The sequence below is a fragment of the Nitrosomonas sp. TNE100 genome, from assembly GCF_055387135.1.
This window is the reverse complement of the sequence record NZ_AP040997.1, coordinates 1,826,913-1,846,906: the sequence shown is the minus strand read 5'-3', so window position 1 is coordinate 1,846,906 and position 19,994 is coordinate 1,826,913. Positions and strand designations below refer to the sequence as shown.

Sequence of the window (19,994 nt, the reverse complement as noted above, 5' to 3'; positions counted from 1 at the left end):
ATACTGTACGGTATTGATTGAGGGTTGGGCTGTACGGGCGAGTACCAGGCAAGACGGGATCGATAAAAACACCAGCTTTTACCGGTGTCACGGGTTTATGGCTTTACCAATTGCTGCTAAAGCTTATTGTCTGGGATGGGGCGCCAGGCCAGGTCAGGTTCTGTTGAGATTCAACTGGAGTTGGTGACAGCAGATAGCAGGTAAATGGCTGGCGAGAAGCTGTAGTCGGTTTTGTCGCTGTGTAAAGTGATGCGCTTGAACTCCTTGAGTGTTTCAAAGAAATTTTCTCTGGGACAGCGCCATTTATATATTGATACATTGCCGAATCAATAGCCAAGGGGTTTCTGCGGCGGCTTATCTGAGAGATCACCATCTAGCAGTCCCGTTACTGTAACGTTTGAAGACCCGTGCTGCGTTGCAGAGCTGTAACTTGCGCATGATCCTCTGAATGCCGACTTTCTTTTGTACCCGGACTCTTTATCCTATAACGTGCTGGGCATACCGAAAAGTTCGTGGAGGGGAAAGATTGCTCAGGATGGATTATTTCCTGTGTTGCAAGTTACGGAGGAAGAAGTCATGTCCCCACGGCTATGCGAAGGGACATGACTTACATTTTTGTTTACTTATTCCTCATTCTTACTGGTTTTTCTTCTGGGAATGATTTTCCTGAGTAGTGGAATGCTGAATAACCCTATCAGTGCTCCAATCAGAAGTATCAGGTAGTTTTGTGTATCACTTTTGGCAAGTGACTTGGTAATTTCCCTTACCACTTTGCTTTTGTCTTGTTTATTTTCAGATGCACTTATTTTTGGCAGATCTTCAGCTTCATAAACATCGGTGATGTTGTAAGGCGTCAGTCCGGGGATGCTGGGAATATCCTGGCCACCCTTGCCAATTACGAGCTGGGCTTTCATCCCTTTTTCCATGTGTTGTGCAATATCGCAGTGCACCAGCAAAGTATCATCCGATCCCGGTACGATAATTGTGCCGGAGACAGTTTTGGGACCTGTCACTTCCAGATGGAACATGCCGTATTGATATATATATTTAGGCAGGCCATGCATCATAAATTGATGACGGACATTGTCTTCATTAGTGAAATGAAAAGTAACCTTTGAACAAGGTTTGACGTGCCACTGTTGCTGATCAAAAGCAAAAACGGTTCCAGGAAACCTTTCTGCGTATTTTCTGCCCGCACGAACTGTGATTTCCACTTCTCCGGAGATGCTTTTACAGCCACTGGGTAGTTTGTCAAGATTCTGGCCCATGATCATCGTGCCTTCATGATCCATGATGTGGCTATCATCCACATGGTGGTGGTGATGCATGTCGCCGTGATCAGCTGCTCCGCCCAGATGCTCGCTATGCTCGGACTCGGACGAGTGCTGGTGTGATTCAGCATCAATACTGTGATCCTCATGGACATGATCGTGAACGGATTCTTCCTGATGCGATTCGGCGTCAATGCTGTGCTCTTTGTGAGCGTGTTCATGTTCAGCCACCGCTTCGCTGCCTGTATTTATGCCGTGTCCGTTATGATCATGTTTGGACTGCGTGGCTTCTGCCTGCTTTGATTCACTCTGCTCATGCCCGCTATGCTGTTCGTGCTGGGCATGTTGATCGTGTTCATCAGATGTGGCCTGCTGTTGTGCCACTGCATCGAAACAGAATGGCAAAGCGGCAGCCAGCAGAAAAATGATCTTGAATCTTGCGTTCATTACTCTTTACCCCCTTTTTCGCCTCTGATTCGTGAAATTACTGCTGCAGCACATTGTTTGATATGGCTGCGTCCGGCAAAGATCATATACAGGAACAGTCCAGCCAGTAAACCACCTAAAGCATAGAGCAAAGTGTTACGGGTGGCAGTGTCAAGATTGATTGTTCTTCCTGCGGCTGCCCCAAAGGTGGCAGCTTCATCCAGATTTTGCCAGACAGGGACTTTTCTTTCCCAATATTCTTTGGTAAAAAAATTATCGAGGTTAACACCAAAGTGACTCGTATTCGGCAAGCCGTTTTCACCAAGATAAGAGGTATATACGATGGAACTCATGCTGCCGCCTTCGGCCATGCCGTTTGTGGTAATGCCTTTTTCGCGATGATCATGAATTAGCCAGTCACCTTCACCAGTGTTACGCAGGCCGTCATCAACGGTTTCTATTTCCAGATCCAGGCGCTGTGCCGGAGCAATATCGAACACATCACGCCTGATCTGTGCCAGGGGATTTTGTTCTATACCGTCATAATGTGTAATCTTGGCGGTATGGCCATGTGGATGGATTGCAATGGATTCGTTACCACTGTTGAGTAAACGTAATTTAATTTTTTCATTCGGTTCAACAATGACAAGCGATTCTCTGAGCGAATAAGGAAATGATAATCCGTTGATTGTGAAGTAATCTTCGGTAGCGTTATTGATCTCATAGCGCCGATTCATATCACGGGCAGTCAGACGCGGATCATTGTATTGCTTGATAATGTCCCCCAGTTCTTTATCCATTGAGTGGTAATGCAGATCGTACTCCCGGTCGTACCCTTGCTCCTTGATTGCTTCTGATCGATGTCGCACATGGCCACCACCGATATTCAATGTTTGTAACCAATTATTGGGTTTGTTTTCTTCAACGATAATTATTCCTCCCAATCCCATCGATAAATGGGTATGCGTTTGTATGTGGCAATGGTAGAACATGGTTCCCGGTTGACGAGCCTGGAATTGATAAATTCGACGTTCGCCAGGCATTAGCTCCATTTCACTGGTCTGAGATACGCCATCGTTACCGTTGAGCTCGTGATGGAATGGGTGATCCACACCGTGTAAATGGATGGTGTGTGGAAAGTAATGTGTATTTTCCAGCACGATTTGTACGATATCTCCCTGCTCAACCCGGATGACCGGTGATGGCAATCTGATCAATGGATTGGCCCGTACACTTTCAAAGTTTTCAGTTGACATGCCGCTGGTTTTCGGGGCAAAAACCCAAGCGCCGGGTTGTACACCAGGAGCAATATCAAAAGTGGGAACCTGGCCAGGAAAATCGGGTGATTTTCCATTTAACTCCATGATCTCCAGCTTGATAACGATACGGTCGGGATCACCATCTCCATCCAGATCATCTGTCTTGATGATGGCATCTGGAGAAAAGTGCGTTTGCATGAGCGTATCCATGGAAACATTGTTGGTTCCCTTGACAGCGACGGCAATCCAGGTGGGGTTGTCCGGACTGCAACCCAGATCTGCTTCAATTTCTACGCCGTCGATAACCTGTGCATCACGCCAGGCGGGGGGGATTTTGGGATCGCAAGGCGGCTCGGATGTGAGTGCGGCGGGTTCAACTCGGATTGTTTCAGGTAATTTTAAGGATGCATAAGTACTGCCAGAGGCACACACCAGATAAGCAATCACTATGATAGTGCGAATAAAATTAGACATGTCTCTCGTCTCTCTCAATCTATCCTTTATGGAGTTTAACAAAAAGAGCGCTCTTGCTTGGATCGTATGGTAATTTTTTCAGTTTTACGCAAGCCATGGCGATTTTCAATCAAGGCTGCATCCTGAATAACAGGTCCAGATTCGCCGAGCGTCCTCAACATTGCATTTTTAGGTAATGGAAGTTATGCAGAATACCCTTATCCTGGCAATATTTCTACATAACTCATTGTACAACGCGCGGGGTTTTTACATCTTCCTGCATCTTTTATGACAAGCATATAACGGGCTCATGCTGATCGGTTCACTGGACTTTGTCTTTTTGTCAGATATAAAGTGGATTATCAACCGGGAAGAGAATTTATCAGTAATGATATATGCATGATACGAATTATTGCTGCAGACAGCGACTCCATTCTGATAGAGAATTCGAGTTTATCTTGTGGAATTTTATTGGCAAATGTCAAAACTGCTATTTAAATTGAGAAATGTGCCAGATGATGAGGCGGAAGAGGTGCGGATGCTGCTGAGTGAGCACCAGATTGATTTTTACGAAACCACGGCAGGTAACTGGGGGATTTCCATGCCAGCGTTATGGGTACGTGAAGAATCCCAATACGAGCAGGCACGGGAGCTGCTGGATACCTACCAGGTTGAGCGCAGTGCGCGAGTACGTACGGAATATGATCGCCTCAAGCGGGAAGGCAAGCATAAAACGATTATTGACAGTTTCCGGGAAAATCCTTTTACCTTCATTGCCTACCTTTTTGTGGTGTACGCCTTGTTATACCTCCCTTTCAAATTCATCTCCGAACTGGGAAAACAGTAAAAATTGAGTCTTGTTTTCCTTTTTCTTCCCGTGATTCAACCGGAGCGTCGATAAATTGAACGGTTTTTATAGGCTGAGTGCTGCCTTGCTGCTGGGTGGGGTGACGGTAACCGGTTTTGCTCCTTTTTATTTTTATCCGGTACCTGTTGTCACACTGGCACTACTTGCCTTGCTCTGGCGTACAAGCAGAGCACCCATGCAGGCAGCATCAACCGGGTTTGCATTTGGTATGGGTTTGTTTGGCGCAGGGGTGACCTGGCTTTACGTCAGTCTGCATGATTTTGGTCATATGGCACCCGCGCTGGCAGTGCTGGCACTGATCGTGTTATGTGCCTATCTTTCGCTATTTCCTGCACTGGTTGGCTGGATCGCGGCACTGCGGTGTTTTCGTGCCTCCTGGGCGTGGCCGGGAGTAGTGGCAGCACTCTGGGCATTGATGGAATGGCTGCGCGGCACTCTGTTCACCGGCTTTCCATGGCTGACGGTTGGTTATTCGCAAGCACCGGATAGTCCTCTGGCAGGCTTTGCGCCGATTGTGGGCGTGTATGGCATATCGCTGTTGCTGATGCTGAGCGCCGCCTGGCTGGCCTGCTGGCTGGAAAATAGACAAAACCGCCGTTTCTGGCTATGGCTGGGCAGTGTCTGGATTATTGGTTTCAGTTTGCAACAAATACACTGGACTCAACCGGAAGGGGAGCCGGTGACCGTCAGCTTGTTGCAAGGCAACATTCCACAGAACATGAAATGGGAGCCGGAGCATCTGTCCGCCACCATGCGAACGTATGTCCGGCTGGTGCAGGAAAGCCCGAGCAGGTTGATTGTAACCCCGGAAATCTCGTTTCCTCTGTATTACGAACAGGCACCACGGGATTATCTGGAATTGCTGACCGAATACGCCCGTTCCCGTCAAGGCGATGTGCTGATCGGCCTGGTGGAACGCTCTCCGGCGGATGACAGTTATTACAACACCATGTTCAGTTTTGGTGCTTCACCCGAGCAAAGTTATCGTAAGTATCATTTGGTTCCGTTTGGTGAATATATTCCACTGAAAGCAGTATTTGGCTGGGTGATCGACGTGCTGCATATCCCATTATCGGATTTCTCACGCGGCGGGCTGGATCAGCAGCCGTTGAATCTGGCCGGGCAGCGGGTGGCTGTCAATATTTGTTACGAAGATGTGTTTGGCGAAGAAATCATCATGCAGCTGCCGCAGGCTAGCCTACTGGTTAATGTCAGCAATGACGCCTGGTTCGGCCATTCCATCGGCCCGCATCAGCATTTGCAGATTTCGCAGATGCGTGCGCTGGAAACCGGCCGTTACATGCTGCGCGCCACCAATACCGGAGTCACTGCCATCATCAATGAGCGGGGCAAGGTACTGGAGCAGCTGGAGATGTTCACCACTGCCGGTTTGCACAGCGCCGCGCAGGGCTTTGGCGGGGCCACGCCCTATGTGCGCCTGGGTAACAGTCTCTTATTCGGGTTAATTGGTTTGCTGCTACTTACCGGTTGCTTGGCGGCATTTTCCGGCAAGCGCAAAACTCTGTAAAATGCCCCGATTCATTATCAAGCTACTATGACATGCCTACCCCCACTTTCCAGGAAATTATTCTTACCCTTCAACACTACTGGGGGCAGCAGGGATGCGCCTTGCTGCAACCCTATGATATGGAAGTTGGTGCCGGTACCAGCCATACTGCAACTTTTCTGCGCGCCTTGGGGCCGGAGCCGTGGCGTGCTGCTTACGTGCAGTCTTCCCGCCGTCCCAAGGATGGTCGCTATGGTGACAACCCCAACCGTCTGCAGCATTACTACCAGTTTCAGGTTGTTCTGAAACCCGCGCCACGGGATATTCTGGAGCTGTATTTCCGCTCACTGCAGATGCTGGGGCTGGATTTGCAGCAAAATGATGTGCGTCTGGTAGAAGATGACTGGGAAAATCCCACGCTTGGTGCCTGGGGGCTGGGTTGGGAAGTATGGCTGAACGGCATGGAAGTTACCCAGTTCACCTATTTTCAACAGGTAGGTGGCATCAATTGCCGTCCGGTCACGGGTGAAATTACCTACGGCTTGGAGCGCATCGCCATGTATCTGCAAGGTGTGGAGAACGTATTTGATCTGCTCTGGACGGAGGGATTGACTTACGGCGATGTCTATCATCAAAACGAGGTAGAGCAATCCACCTATAACTTTGAGCATAGCGATATCGAATTTTTGCTGCTTTCCTTCGGCAAACTGGAAACACAGACCAACCGATTGATTGATGCACAACTGGCGTTGCCTGCTTATGAACAGGTACTGAAGGCTGCGCATACTTTCAATCTGCTGGATGCGCGTGGGGCGATTTCAGTGACCGAGCGCGCGGCCTATATTGGCCGTATTCGCAATCTGTCGCGTCGGGTGGCACAAGCCTACTACGACAGTCGCTTGCGTCTGCAGCCGCCATTTCCATTGGCACCACGTGAATGGGTTGCTCAAACCCTGGATCAGGTAGGATCAGCATGACGACTGAAAGTCTGCTAATTGAGTTGCTGACCGAGGAACTGCCTCCCAAATCACTCGTAAAACTGGGCAATGCATTTGCCACATTAATTGCTGATAGTCTAAAACAACAGTATTTGACCACGCCGGACACGGTGTCGACTGTTTTTGCCTCACCCCGTCGGCTGGCGGTGCATCTGACTGCTATTTCTGTCCAGGCACCAGATCAGATCGTCACCCTCAAACTGATGCCGGTGGCAGTCGGGCTGGATGCGCAAGGACAGCCCACTCCGGCGCTGCATAAAAAACTGGCTGCATTGGGAGTGGAAAATGTTGCTGTCTCCGCGCTCAAGCGGGTACAGGAAGGCAAGGCAGAGATGTTGTTCCTGGAACAGAGCGTTACCGGAATCCTGCTGGCGGCAGGGTTGCAAAAAGCCGTGGATGAGGCCATTCGCCAGTTGCCGGTTGCCAAGATGATGACCTATCAGCTGGATGATGGCTGGGAGAATGTGCACTTTATCCGTCCGGCACATGGCCTGATTGCCCTGCATGGACAGCAGATTGTGCCGATCAGCGCTTTAGGGTTCGCTGCTGGTAACACCACCCGGGGGCATCGTTTTGAAGCAAAACAGGCGGAATTGGTGATTGATCATGCAGATCACTATGAATACATCCTGGAAACAGAAGGAACCGTTATTCCGGGATTTGATCGTCGTCGCAGCCGCATCAGGGAAGGGTTGGAGACTGCCGCGCGTGCAGCACAATTGCAGTGTATCGAGGATGCAGCTTTGCTGGATGAGGTGACGGCGCTGGTAGAGCGCCCCAATGTTCTGATGGGAACATTTTCAGCAGATTTTCTGGAAGTGCCGCAGGAATGTCTGATCTCCACCATGAAAATTAACCAGAAATATTTCCCCCTGCTGGATGCTGATGGAAAACTGACCAATCGGTTTTTGATTGTTTCCAATATCACGCCGGCTGATCCAGGGCAGATCATTGCGGGTAACGAGCGCGTCATCCGTTCCAGACTGGCGGATGCAAAATTTTTCTTTGATCACGATCGCAAACGAACATTGGCTTCACGTCTGCCCGATCTGGACAAGGTGATCTACCATCATCAACTCGGTTCACAGGGCGAACGTACCCGATATGTACGTGCCTTGGCGCAAATTATCGGACAGTTGCTGGACAACGGCGACTTGCCTGCACAGGCGAATCAGGCTGCGATGCTGGCCAAGGCCGATCTACTGACTGATATGGTTGGAGAATTTCCCGAGCTGCAAGGCATTATGGGGCGTTATTACGCTCAGCGCGAAGGTGTGGATGAAACCATTGCCTTCGCTATTGAGGATCACTACAAACCGCGCTTTGCCGGGGATGCATTACCACGCAGCATGACGGGTATCTGTGTGGCACTGGCTGACAAACTGGAAACGCTGATCAGCCTGTTCAGTATTGGCCAATTCCCGACAGGGGACAAGGATCCTTATGCCCTGCGGCGACATGCACTGGGTGTAATCCGCATCCTTATCGAGAAAGATCTACCGATCGGACTGGATGTGCTGATTTCACGCGCAGCTGGTGTACTGCGGGATGAAATCAGCGGGGAACAAGGCCCAGAATCAAGCCATGCCCGTCCGGTAACACCACAACTGACAGAACAGTTGCAGGATTTCTTTTACGATCGTCTCGCCAGCAGTCTGCGTGATCAAGGCTACACAGTTCAGGAGGTGGAATCTGTCCTGAATCTGCGGCCCTCCCTGTTGTGTGAAATCCCCAGGAGACTAGCTGCTGTACGGGCATTTACTGCCTTGCCTGAAGCAGCCAGTCTGGCAGCTGCCAACAAGCGGGTCAGCAACATCCTCAAAAAATCGGAATTTGATGCCACGGTCAGCATTGATAAGGCCTGCTTGCAGGCGCCGGCTGAAATTGCTCTGTATCGTGCGTTGTCTGAAATAGAATCCGATGCCCGTCACGCCTTCCAGAAGGGTGATTATGTTACTGCCCTGCAAATGCTCGCTGCCTTAAAAGCGCCGATTGATGCTTTCTTTGACCAGGTGATGGTGAATGATGAAAATGAAGTGTTGCGGCGTAACCGTCTGGCCCTGCTGGCAGCCTTACAGGCAACGATGAATCGTGTGGCAGATATTTCTCGACTAGCTGCCTGAATGGCTTGAGAATACATAGCAAATAAATGAAGTTGATTATTCTCGACCAGAACGGTGTCATCAATCAGCGGGGTGATACGCTTATCAAGACGCCTGATGAGTGGAAACCGATAACTGGCAGCTTGCAAGCGATTGCGCGGCTGACTCACGCCGGTTATCGAGTGGTGACTGCCACCAATCAATCCGGCATTGGGCGTGGTTTGCTCAACATGACTTCCTTCAATGCAATCAATGACAAGATGTTTCGCGCTGTGCAGCAGGAAGGTGGGCGGCTGGATGCCCTGTTTTTCTGCCCGCACACTCAGCATGATAAATGTGTTTGTCGCAAGCCGGGCATCGGCATGTTCAAGGAAATCCGGCAACGCTACAGCGTTGAACTCAGCCATGTGCCCGTCGTGGGCGATTCTCTGCGCGATCTGCAGGCTGCAGCCAAAGCAGGTGCTGTACCGGTACTGGTACTGACCGGTAAGGGCCAGGCCACGCTGGCGAACGACGATCTGCCTGCAGGAACGCAAATTTACCCGGATCTTTCGGCAGTGGTGGACAGTCTCGAAATACAGGCACTGTAATGGCTGGTTTACGTTCCCTGATTTATATGCTGCTGCAGGCGATCATTACGCCACCGTATGCGCTATTTGCCTTGGCCTGTTTTCCGCTACCTCCGCATCGCCGCTATCAGGTCACCTATGGCTGGACCAGACTGATGTTGTTCATGCTGCGCACCATTTGTGGCCTACGTTATGAAGTGCTGGGACGGGAAAACATTCCGGAGCAGCCGTCAATTATTCTTTCCAAACATCAATCCGCCTGGGAAACACTGGCCTTGCAGCAGATTTTTCCGCCACAGGTATGGGTGCTCAAAAAAGAACTATTGCGTATTCCATTCTTTGGCTGGGGGCTGGCCATGACCAGCCCGATTGCAATCGACCGCAGTGCCGGTAAGGCGGCGTTGGAGCAGATCGTGGAGCAGGGGAGGGAGCGGTTACAACAGAATTTCTGGATCGTCGTCTTTCCTGAAGGGACGCGCATCCCGCCGGGTAAAAAAGGTAAATACCGTATCGGCGGTGCCTGGCTGGCGGTGCATACGGGTGCACTGGTTGTGCCGGTAGCGCATAACGCTGGACAATTCTGGGGCAGAAATTCCTTCATCAAATATCCCGGCACCATTACTCTGAGCATTGGCAAGCCGATCGATCCAAACGGAATCGAAGCTGGCGAACTGATGGCCCGGGCGGAAGCATGGATCGAAGCCGAAACCACGCGCATCAGTTGTTCAGTAAACAGACCAATCAAATAGTTAAGTAGTCCCCAGCTTTGTCGGGGATTATTTAATTTATACCGCTTTCCACAGGTCTAAACACTGTACCACAACGTAGGCATTGGAATTTTTTGTGCCAATCATTCATTGCATTGAGCTGTTGCGCATAAATATCGCTGATGCCATACAGAATAGCCAAGCTGAACATAACAACCGGTATTATCCAGCCTGGCCAATCGAAAAATATCACTCCGATGAAGAGTGGAACGCCGATGGATGACCAGGAAAATGGTACAACTGGAGCAGAAGGTGCGGCATGAGCAGCAATCAGACTCGATGAATGGCTTTCAGTTGTGGAAAGTCCGGCCCATAGAGATCCGGAAAATGATCCGTATACAGATCTGCGTCTTGAGCGTCCCGTTCTTTGCCCTGATTCGTAGATAATTTTCAATGATTTTGTATTTCTTGATCCACATGTTGGACAGGAGCACTGAATCATCGACTTCTCCTGTTTGCTTTTCTGGCTGACTGAAGAATAGCCATTAGGAATGACACATTTAATATTAATCCAATAACGGCCAGCTTAAGACAGGCAACAAGTATCCACCAACCAGCATCAGCAGCACACGCCAAAGCTCCGAAAAGCCTGTCTGATAAGGGAATTCTGTAATCAGAGAAGTTTATTTTTTCTTCTACTCCTTTGTTTTTTATAATAATTTCACGTGGAAACATATCAGTTTTCTCCTGAAAATTAAATGGGACGAAAAAAAAGGGCTGCCGCTACGTCATTACGATCTGCTGCTATCGCTTTGGATTCAAAATCAGCCGGGTTCTTTGAGAGTTTAATGAATTCATATTTGCCCATGTATTCCCACTGATTTGTACCTTGCTTCATAAAGATTGGAATAGCTCCGCCTTGAGCCGCGAGCTTTTCCGCTTTCCTCATTATTCTGGGGCCACCGCCAACCAGGACAACATCGGGTGCTTCGGGATTCATCGTATTTGTGAAACAGCCGCATAGAATGGTTTGCTGGCTCTGTGGCAGATAAGTGCCACTCTTGGCATCACCACCAAAAGTTTTACAGATAAAATCATGTGTGTACAATTCACCAATTACGAGATCGTCAATTGCCTTCATTCCATCCTCCTTCAAATATCCATTTTGTAATAACCATTTTTTAATATCTCGCTTATCCCAAATTTGCCCACAGGCAAGATCAGCAACAGGCCTTGGAAAAGATGGATTTCGTGCAATCCAGTTGCTGACGGCAGATCGACTGGTTGAAGCGAGTGCAGCAATCTCGCTAGTACCGACAAGTTCCATTTATTAACCTTGTTACGTGTGAATCAAGTTCACATTGTATTTTTATTATGTGAAAGATGTCAACAGATATATCTGGTTATTTCTGATGAATATGTGAGTGCTCAGCCTTGATGTTGCTGGTGAATTCTGCGTATTTTTTAGTGCTGCAGCTTATTCAAGAAATTACAGTCACAAAATAGATTCCTGTCTGTCACGGACAGGGCGTATTATTTGATTGGCATTATTTCGACCAGATGGCTCTGGTAGCAATCAGGGCAATTCAGATAGAGAGAAAAGACCATGGCCACAGAAAAACGAGGTTCCCGTTCCAATAGTAAAACAGGCGGTAGTAAATCATCCAGCCCCTTCATGGTACTTTTTCGCTCTGGGGCCAACTTAACCGTAGAGTTTCCGTCAATATTGAACAAGGAAGGTAGCTCACCGGAAATCGGTACGGTGGTCTATATCCATGGTATTGACAACAAACCGATAGCATCAGTCCTGAAGTGCCAATGGGATACGGCCTTGTTTGGCGCACCAATGGGAGATCGCACTCGCATGGCGTATTGGGTGGATCGTAATCGTTATCCTGAACCTGAAAAAGGTAGTTGTGCCGACAAAGACACGCTCTCGGGGAGTGTGGACAGAATGAGCGCACAAGCTCTGCAGGAACTTGGTCTGGAGCCGGAAACCAAGCTGAGCTCTGCTGAGCGCAAGATCATGACAGCCTTGGAAGAGCGGTTGCGCAAAGGGGAAAAACAACCCGGCGGAGTTGATGTGAAGGTGCTGCCGTTACCGGAAAGTGTACGGTTGTGGATCACCCGGCGTATTACCAAATTATTTCTCAAGGATGTACAGGATTTCTTTTTTGATGAGCACAAGCGCGGCCTGATGGAACAATCGTTACGCGATCGTCTGGACGTGGGCGGCGGCCCCTTTATTGTGATCGGCCACAGCCAGGGTTCAATGATCGCCTACCATGTATTGCGCCAGTTGAAGAAGGCTGACTGTGATGTGCGCCTGTTCATCACTATTGGCTCGCCGCTGGGCATTCAGGAAGTGCAGGATGTGCTGGGCAAAATCGACCCCGGCAAGCCGCTTGCGGTACCGGAATGTGTTGATCACTGGCTGAATGTTGCCGAGCGTCTTGATCCGGTCGCACTCGATTCACATCTGGAAAACGATTATCAGCCCAACAGTCGTGACGTGAAAGTTGAAAATCACGCCGGACTGATGATTAACCCGGACTGGGAATCCAATCCGCATTCGGGTACAGGCTATCTGTCGCTTGATATCGTTCGCCAGACTGTTCGCCAGACCGCCGGGCCCACCTTTAGTAACCCGGTGGGCCGCAATATTCTGATGAAAGATCTGGTTGACGATATCGAAGATAGTCATCGCGAACAAAGACACCCAACGCTGATTCAGCTGGTTTCGGATGATAGCAATGGCACGCCGCTGGACGAGGTACGTAGCCGCCTTGAAACCCTGATCAATGAAGTGCTGGAGTTCAATGGTGCCAAACGTGAAGATGGCCGCATCCAGCTCATGCAGCGCTTTATTTCGGCTGATTTGACTCGCAGCGAAATCGAGCAATTGCGTTCACACTGCGGCACACTGAAAATTGACCGCGTCTGGCGCAATGCTGTCAAACGTGCACTGCTTTATCAGTCGGTACACACCATTCAGGTACGCCCGGCTAATCTCGGTTATAGTGCTTGTGGCCGGAATATCGCCTGGGCGGTGCTCGATACCGGAATCGCTGCCAACCACCCGCATTTCAAGGCACACAGCAACGTCATTGCACAGTGGGATTGCACAGGCAGTGGCAGTCCCAGGCAACTGAAACCAGGAGATAGTGGTTTTGGCACGCTGGATGGCCATGGCCATGGTACCCACGTCGCTGCAATCATCGCCGGCGGATTGACACTGCCGCGTGACGCAAAAGACCCGACCTCCATAGATCAGCAGGGCATGGCACCCGAGGCAAAGCTGTATGGTTTCAAGGTACTCAAAGATAGCGGCAGCGGGGAAGATGCTTTTATCATCAAAGCACTCGATACCATTGCAGAACTGAATGAACGCGCCGGTAAATTGATAATTCACGGTGTGAATCTCAGTTTGGGTGGCAATTTTGACCCCAGTGTATTTGGATGTGGTCATACCCCGCTGTGCCAGGAGCTGCGGCGGCTCTGGCGTCAGGGAGTGCTGGTATGCCTCGCGGCTGGCAACGAAGGCTATGCGCTGCTCGATTCAGCCAATGGTGTGATATCGGCCAACATGGATCTTTCTATCGGTGATCCGGCTAACCTTGAGGAGGCAATCGCCGTCGGCTCGGTGCATAAAACCAATCCTCATACCTACGGTATTTCCTACTTTTCTTCACGTGGCCCGACAGCGGACGGACGCATGAAGCCAGATCTGGTCGCACCGGGCGAAAATATTCTTTCAGCAAGGCATCAGTGGCCGAAGGGCAAGCTCACCGTGCGCAATGCTTACGTGGAAATGAGCGGTACCAGCATGGCCACTCCGCATGTCTCGGGGTTGCTGGCAGCTTTTCTTTCCGCCCGGCGAGAATTTATCGGCTATCCCGATCGTGTCAAGGCGCTGCTGCTGCAGCACTGTACTGATCTGGCCCGTGATCCTTACATTCAGGGGAAAGGTATACCTAATCTGGTGAAAATGATCATGAATACCTGATTGTGAATGGATCATATTGCAGAACTTATTTGGATTGTTTTAGGGTTGTCTAAAAAACATTTAGACACAACATCGCAAAACGATATTATCCACATTGGATGGATGTTCCGGTTTTGCAAGATTACTCCAGTATCTCTATATGCTGGCGGGTCGTTCCCCGTTCGCCCAGACGGATTATTTTATTCAGGAAAGAAGCGGTAAAACCAGGGTGAGAAATCACGCTGGAAAACAGAGCGATGGCTTTATCCTTGTCCGCAATTTCCTGTTGACGCTGTTCCAGGGTTAAGGGCGACAGGGTCTCAGCAAATGACCAGGCAGCATCACGCGCTTTTACCATACTGAAATTGATCAGGGATGTGTCCACACTGCCCAGATAACGGTTCAACAATCGCAGCGTTGGCCATATCTCGGCCAGTTCGTTTTGCACGTCGCCCACCAGGCTGGCCAGGATTTGATTGATCTTGTCAAAATCGCTTTTCAGGCCGGGTAATGCTGCGGGTGGCACCGTTTCTGCAACGGCAATACCCAGATCAAGGTTGATATGGGCATTCATGCCCAGTAATAAATGCTGCAGGACGATGGGCCACCAATGCCTGGTTTCATCAAAGGCGCGTACCCAGGATCGGGTTGGCGTCTGTCCCGTCTGGTACTGATAACAGGCTTGAAGATAACGATTGGCAAAAATCACATCCAGACGTTCTATGCGTGGCCCGTCATCGAACAAGCCTTCCTCGATTCCTTTTTTAGCCTGGATGATGACCTTGCGATAGAGCGCTGCAAAATAACCTGTGCGGGAATTATTCTGCTTTGACCATTCAATAATGGCGGTTAATCGGTGAGTAACGTCGTCGATTGTTCTTGCGGGTGTTGCGATTGAGACGGGAAAGCGTGTGGTGGACATATTCTCTCCTGTTAATTTTCACCAGGTACCGGTTTTAGAACCTGTTCAATATCTCGCTGAAGGGCGCATTACGGCGTTGAAATTGAACTCAAAATGCTCACATACCTCAAGTATGCTCCGCTTTCTCGTTCAATTTTGTCTTGCACTGCCTCCCTTGATCGAGATCTTGAACAGGTTCTTAGGTATTTTTAGAGGTGCCCTATTATTAATCTTCTGAAATAGAAATGAAATTACTTCACCTTCTTTGTGCATAAACGTCTTTCTATGCATGCGTCTTACGCCGTGCAGAAAATCCGGTCAATTGCGACCAGAACTCAGCGCGATGAGCGGCGCGGCTGCGGTGGAATGAGTCGGAAAGTAATGATCACCAGAAACGCAAACAACACATACGCTACCAGAAACACCCATCCCGGAAGATCATAGAACAGGATGCGATGCAGCCAGCGCTCGATAAAGCCTGTCTCGGTCGGCGTGCTGCGCAGCGCATCCTCCAGCCATATGTCAGTGGACATATCAGGCCGAGAAGGGGCTCGGCGGTAACGTACAGGATGGCGGCAAGATGCACGAACCGGATGGCAGCAAGATGCACGAACCGGAACCTTCGATTTCGCACAAAGCCCAACCTCATCCCGCTGCCTGCCAAAATCAGCGGGAGACTGCCGATGACAAACAGTACGAACAGAAAATGAATGACAAGTACGATATCGGCCATTTGCTGAATACTTTTGCGAAATTACCCATCCAAAAACAACAATACAATAAACGTATTCTACTGGGTTATTTCTGGATATTTGTGCCTGCCGGTATAGTTATTGCGCTTATATGTCGCATCCCGTCTGTTTCCGGCTCATCTTCAGCGCTGTACCAGAATGAATTGAACGTACTGACCGGACACCCTTTACCCGAAAGGCAAGTTGCTTCTCCTTGCCAGGATTTCTATTCTGCCTTTAATCAAAATCAGATATTTTTGCGATTATTCAGCAGTATTTCTGCCTCGCCATCCGATTTATGTATAATAAATTTTAGAAAAAAGGGCGTTTATTTTTCCTGTACGCGGTTAGTGTTAGTAAAACGATGCCTCCGATAAATGAGATAAAAGAGCCGGACCTTGCCTTCGCGGGGTTGGCTTTATTCATTATATTTGGACTCTTGATCTGGTATGACCGTCCTATCGATCCTATCGAGAGTACCCGGCCCTTTGATTCATACGCCTCACCTCAAGCCTCGCCTGTTACTGGACATGCTTATGAAAGCTGGTTATGGCAGGGTCTTTTCAGTTTTGACCAGCTGTGCCAGGAACTCGGTATCGAACATCGCCTGACCCGGCCACGCACTGCGCAAACCAATGGGATGGTCGAACGTTTCAACGGGCGTATTGCTGACGTACTCAAGACACATCGATTTAATAGCGCTGAAGATGAGCCGGAAACAGACGGAACACGACAGCGGGTAAATATCTCAACTTGTTTGGATAATCTCCTGGCAAATTTCCTCGGAGCCGCCAATTGAACTTACTTTCCCTGGAAAAAATTATCTTCTCTCCAGCAATGCTTTCAGTTCCTGTTTTCCCGGTCAATTTCGCTTCGTGTGTGTACGCCTGCACCATCAACTCCGGGAATGGCGCCTCGATCCGGGTTGCGAAGAAATACGACTGCAAAGAGTTCAGGAGTTTGTGCAGACACGCTGCAAAAATTCGCCGATCATTGTCTTTTACCGTTGGCCACAGAGTTATCCGCGCATGAGGATACATCCTGCGCGTGCCGCAATGGCGCACCTCTATCTTTGCGACGAAACCGAAGCCGTGAATGCGCTCATCCCGCGTGCACGGTTGAGTGCAATGGAACGGGTGGCGACGGAGGCGCTGGCGCGTGACCTCGTGCAGCGGATGCGGATGCAGCGGTGGCGCGGCGGGCTCAACATGTTTCTTCACCAATACGCACTGTCGACTGAAGAAGGTGTCGCGTTGATGTGCCTCGCCGAAGCTCTGTTACGGGTGCCGGACGCCGAAACACAGGACAGGCTGATCAGGGACAAGATCGGCAGCGTGCATTGGGAGAAGCATCTCGGGCAATCATCGTCGCTGTTCGTGAACGCCTCGGCCTGGGCGTTGATGCTGACCGGGCATGTGGTCAGGCTCGGCGAAGGGAGATCGGACTGGACGAATATTTTCAGCCGCATGGTGCAGCGCTTGGGCAAGCCTGTTATCCGCCAAGCAACGAGCGCCGCCATGCGCATCATGGGCAGGCAGTTCGTGCTCGGATGCACGATTGAGGAGGCGCTGAGGCGCGGAACGGAGGCGGCACGGCGTGGCTACCGCTTCTCGTTCGACATGTTGGGTGAGGCGGCCGTCACACGTGAAGACGCCGAGCGCTATGCACGCGTTTATGCCGGCGCGATCGCGGCGATTACATCGCACGAGGCACGCAAGGAGGCGCAGCACGGCGACATTTTTGCGAGGAATTCGATCTCGGTGAAGCTGTCAGCGCTGCATCCACGGCTTGAATATGTGAAGGCCGAACGGGTGCTGGCCGAGATCCTGCCGCAGCTGATGCCACTCTGCCAGGCGGCATGCAAAGCCAGGATCGGCTTTACGATCGATGCGGAAGAAGCGGACCGTCTTGATCTCCAGCTCGATATCTTCGAGGCTTTGAGCAGCACGCGAGAACTTGCCGGCTGGGAAGGTCTGGGCCTTGCGGTGCAGACCTATCAGAAGCGTGCGCCGGCGGTGATCGATTGGCTCGCTGCCATCGCGCGCGAGCACAAGCGGCGCATTCCGGTTCGGCTCGTCAAGGGTGCCTATTGGGACAGCGAGATCAAGCGCGCGCAGGAACTCGGCATCGATGGGTTTCCCGTGTTTACACGCAAGGCTTCGACCGATGTTTCCTATCTTGCCTGTGCGCGAATGCTGCTCGCCGACCGGAGCGCGTTCTTTCCGATGTTCGCGACGCACAATGCGCATACGCTGGCCGCAGTCAAAGTGCTTGCCGGCAATCGTTCCGACTACGAATTCCAACGCCTGCACGGCATGGGCGAGGAACTCTACGATCAGGCCGTCGGTGCTGATCATTCTGGTGTGCAATGCCGTATCTATGCCCCGGTCGGTCCACACAAGGATCTCCTCGCCTATCTCGTGCGCCGCCTGCTCGAGAACGGCGCCAGTACATCATTCGTCAACCGGTTCGCAGATAATAAAATGCCGATCGCCTCGATCATCGCGGATCCTGTAGATCAGATCGAAGCCATGAGCGCAAAACCGCATCCGCACATTCCGTTGCCGAAAAATCTGTTCACCGATCGCAAGAATTCGCGCGGCCTTCTCATCAGCGATCCGGCGCAGGCCAGGCTACTATTGAATGCGGTCGCGGTTGCGATTGAACACGGCTTCGAAGCGCGACCCTTGATCGGTGGAGAGCCGTATCCCGGTGAGGGTGCGGCCGTGTTTGATCCTGCGCTCCATTCGCGCCAGGTCGGCACAGTGTTGAACGCCACGCCTGATATGGTCACGCGGGCGGCATCCACGGCAGCTGCTGCGCAAGGCGCATGGGATCGCCTCGGCGGTGTCAGGCGCGCAGAGATTCTTGAACGCGCGGCCGATCTGTTCGAGCGCGACATGGCGGTGCTGATTGCACTTTGCGTACGCGAAGCCGGCAAGACAGTGTCAAACGCGCTCGCCGACGTGCGCGAGGCAATCGACTTTCTGCGTTACTATGCGGGGCTCGCGCGCGCCGACTTCGCCGAACCAAAGGTGATGCCGGGTCCGACCGGCGAGCGCAACGAGCTCAGTTTACATGGACGCGGTGTGTTCGTAGCGATCAGCCCGTGGAACTTTCCGGTTGCGATCTTCACAGGCCAGGTCGCGGGTGCACTCGCGGCGGGTAACAGCGTGTTGGCGAAACCCGCCGAGCGCACCTCACTCGCCGCCTATACCGCGATACAACTGATGCACGAAGCAGGCGTGCCGGGTGAGGTGCTCCATTTTCTGCCGGGCAGCGGGCGCGTTATCGGCACGGCGATGGTGAGACATCCGGCGACCACGGGCGTTGTTTTCACCGGTGGTACCGACACCGGGCATGTGATCAACCGCATGCTTGCCGAGCGCGCGGGACCGATCGTGCCGTTCATCGCCGAGACCGGCGGGTTGAATGCACTGATCGCCGATTCGACGGCGCTGCCCGAGCAACTCGTCAGGGACGTGCTGACCTCGGCATTCGACAGTGCGGGCCAACGTTGCTCGGCGCTGCGGGTGCTGTTCTTGCAGGAGGACATCGCCGAGCGCGTCATCAGCCTGATCAGGGGTGCGATGGCCGAACTCAGGATCGGCGATCCGATGAAGCTCGATACCGACATCGGGCCGGTGATCGACAGCAATTCGCTCGCCAAGCTCGAAGCGCACGCAAAACGCATGAGCCGCGAGGCCGGCTTCATCGCTGAAGCACCGCTCTCGGACGAAACCAGGGATGGCTTCTTCTTTGCACCGAGGGCCTATGAGATCGATGCGATCAGCCGGATCGAGCGCGAGGTGTTCGGTCCGATCCTGCATGTTATACGCTTCAAAGCAACCCGGCTGGATAAAGTATGCGAGGCAATCAACACGACCGGTTACGGCCTCACGCTCGGCGTGCACACACGCATCCAGGAGACCGTCGATTTCATTCGCGCGCGCGTCAGGGTCGGCAACCTCTACGTCAACCGTAACCAGATTGGCGCGGTCGTCGGCGTACAACCGTTCGGCGGCGAGGGACTCTCGGGTACCGGACCGAAGGCGGGCGGATCGCATTACCTCCATCGCTTCGCTGTCGAACGTACGGTTTGTACCAACACGGCGGCCACGGGTGGTAATGCCGCCCTGCTCTCGCTCGACGAAGCGGCACTGTAGAGCAAGGGACTCATGACAGGTGCAATGGTTTATGCGTAATAAATTTTAAAA

The 19,994-nt window shown here is 51.4% G+C and carries 16 protein-coding genes and 1 pseudogene; 11 read left to right on the top strand and 6 right to left on the bottom strand.

Annotated features, from left to right (window positions below; all coding sequences use genetic code 11):
- Positions 1-623 precede the first annotated feature (623 nt).
- Together ACZ5EJ_RS08735 and ACZ5EJ_RS08730 are read right to left on the bottom strand one after the other, a co-directional pair.
- Positions 624-1,718, bottom strand: coding sequence for a cupredoxin domain-containing protein (locus ACZ5EJ_RS08735; RefSeq protein ID WP_464556945.1), 1,095 nt, complete (start codon positions 1,716-1,718; stop codon positions 624-626).
- Positions 1,718-3,430: a multicopper oxidase domain-containing protein gene (locus ACZ5EJ_RS08730; RefSeq protein WP_464556944.1), complete on the bottom strand. Its 1,713-nt coding sequence runs from the start codon at positions 3,428-3,430 to the stop codon at positions 1,718-1,720. The genes ACZ5EJ_RS08735 and ACZ5EJ_RS08730 overlap by 1 nt, the downstream gene beginning before the upstream one ends.
- 457 nt (positions 3,431-3,887) lie before the next feature.
- Here ACZ5EJ_RS08730 and ACZ5EJ_RS08725 point away from each other — a divergent pair, with 457 nt between their 5' ends.
- From ACZ5EJ_RS08725 to ACZ5EJ_RS08695, 7 genes are all read left to right on the top strand, one after another.
- Positions 3,888-4,256, top strand: a complete 369-nt coding sequence (locus ACZ5EJ_RS08725) for a DUF6164 family protein (protein ID WP_464556942.1) — start codon at positions 3,888-3,890, stop codon at positions 4,254-4,256.
- 55 nt (positions 4,257-4,311) lie between these two features.
- Complete coding sequence (gene lnt, locus ACZ5EJ_RS08720) at positions 4,312-5,805, top strand: apolipoprotein N-acyltransferase (protein ID WP_464556941.1); 1,494 nt, start codon at positions 4,312-4,314, stop codon at positions 5,803-5,805.
- Between the two features lie 32 nt (positions 5,806-5,837).
- Positions 5,838-6,761, top strand: coding sequence for a glycine--tRNA ligase subunit alpha (locus tag ACZ5EJ_RS08715; protein WP_074456474.1), 924 nt, complete (start codon positions 5,838-5,840; stop codon positions 6,759-6,761).
- Positions 6,758-8,905 carry a glycine--tRNA ligase subunit beta gene (gene glyS, locus ACZ5EJ_RS08710; RefSeq protein WP_464556940.1) on the top strand — a complete coding sequence of 716 codons (2,148 nt, stop codon included), beginning with the start codon at positions 6,758-6,760 and terminating at the stop codon, positions 8,903-8,905. Before ACZ5EJ_RS08715 ends, glyS begins: the two co-directional genes overlap by 4 nt.
- Positions 8,906-8,931: 26 nt before the next feature.
- The gene (gene gmhB / locus ACZ5EJ_RS08705; protein ID WP_464556938.1) at positions 8,932-9,474 is read left to right on the top strand and encodes a D-glycero-beta-D-manno-heptose 1,7-bisphosphate 7-phosphatase; all 543 of its coding nucleotides are present in this window, start codon (positions 8,932-8,934) and stop codon (positions 9,472-9,474) included.
- Positions 9,474-10,202 (top strand): lysophospholipid acyltransferase family protein, encoded by a 729-nt coding sequence (locus ACZ5EJ_RS08700; RefSeq protein ID WP_074710479.1) that lies wholly within the window; start codon positions 9,474-9,476, stop codon positions 10,200-10,202. Before gmhB ends, ACZ5EJ_RS08700 begins: the two co-directional genes overlap by 1 nt.
- A 140-nt stretch (positions 10,203-10,342) precedes the next feature.
- A complete protein-coding gene (locus ACZ5EJ_RS08695) occupies positions 10,343-10,483 on the top strand; it encodes a hypothetical protein (RefSeq protein WP_160803561.1) in 141 nt (46 codons plus the stop codon).
- 175 nt (positions 10,484-10,658) lie between these two features.
- Here ACZ5EJ_RS08695 and ACZ5EJ_RS08690 read toward each other — a convergent pair whose 3' ends face one another.
- On the bottom strand, positions 10,659-10,895 hold the full coding sequence (locus ACZ5EJ_RS08690; RefSeq protein ID WP_041353546.1) for a hypothetical protein: 237 nt from the start codon (positions 10,893-10,895) through the stop codon (positions 10,659-10,661).
- Positions 10,896-10,914: 19 nt separating this feature from the next.
- Positions 10,915-11,487, bottom strand: coding sequence for a DUF6697 family protein (locus ACZ5EJ_RS08685; protein ID WP_074710475.1), 573 nt, complete (start codon positions 11,485-11,487; stop codon positions 10,915-10,917).
- 279 nt (positions 11,488-11,766) lie between these two features.
- On the opposite strand from ACZ5EJ_RS08685, the gene ACZ5EJ_RS08680 reads away from it, so the two are divergent.
- A complete protein-coding gene (locus tag ACZ5EJ_RS08680; protein WP_074710473.1) occupies positions 11,767-14,166 on the top strand; it encodes a S8 family serine peptidase in 2,400 nt (799 codons plus the stop codon).
- A 121-nt stretch (positions 14,167-14,287) separates the two neighbouring features.
- Here the strand turns inward: ACZ5EJ_RS08680 and ACZ5EJ_RS08675 are convergent, their stop codons facing one another.
- Positions 14,288-15,067: a DUF5995 family protein gene (locus ACZ5EJ_RS08675; protein ID WP_074685052.1), complete on the bottom strand. Its 780-nt coding sequence runs from the start codon at positions 15,065-15,067 to the stop codon at positions 14,288-14,290.
- A 391-nt stretch (positions 15,068-15,458) separates the two neighbouring features.
- Positions 15,459-15,731 carry a hypothetical protein gene (locus tag ACZ5EJ_RS08670; protein WP_464557734.1) on the bottom strand — a complete coding sequence of 91 codons (273 nt, stop codon included), beginning with the start codon at positions 15,729-15,731 and terminating at the stop codon, positions 15,459-15,461.
- Here ACZ5EJ_RS08670 and ACZ5EJ_RS08665 point away from each other — a divergent pair.
- The 3 genes and pseudogenes from ACZ5EJ_RS08665 to putA all read left to right on the top strand — a co-directional run bounded on the left by ACZ5EJ_RS08665 (position 15,627) and on the right by putA (position 19,943).
- Positions 15,627-16,154, top strand: a complete 528-nt coding sequence (locus ACZ5EJ_RS08665; RefSeq protein ID WP_240142291.1) for a hypothetical protein — start codon at positions 15,627-15,629, stop codon at positions 16,152-16,154. The two genes, ACZ5EJ_RS08670 and ACZ5EJ_RS08665, sit on opposite strands and share 105 nt — an antisense overlap.
- Before the next feature lie 179 nt (positions 16,155-16,333).
- Positions 16,334-16,498, top strand: a pseudogene (locus ACZ5EJ_RS08660) (integrase core domain-containing protein); the annotation flags it as partial.
- A gap of 334 nt (positions 16,499-16,832) precedes the next feature.
- Complete coding sequence (putA, locus tag ACZ5EJ_RS08655) at positions 16,833-19,943, top strand: bifunctional proline dehydrogenase/L-glutamate gamma-semialdehyde dehydrogenase PutA (protein ID WP_464556937.1); 3,111 nt, start codon at positions 16,833-16,835, stop codon at positions 19,941-19,943.
- Positions 19,944-19,994 lie beyond the last annotated feature (51 nt).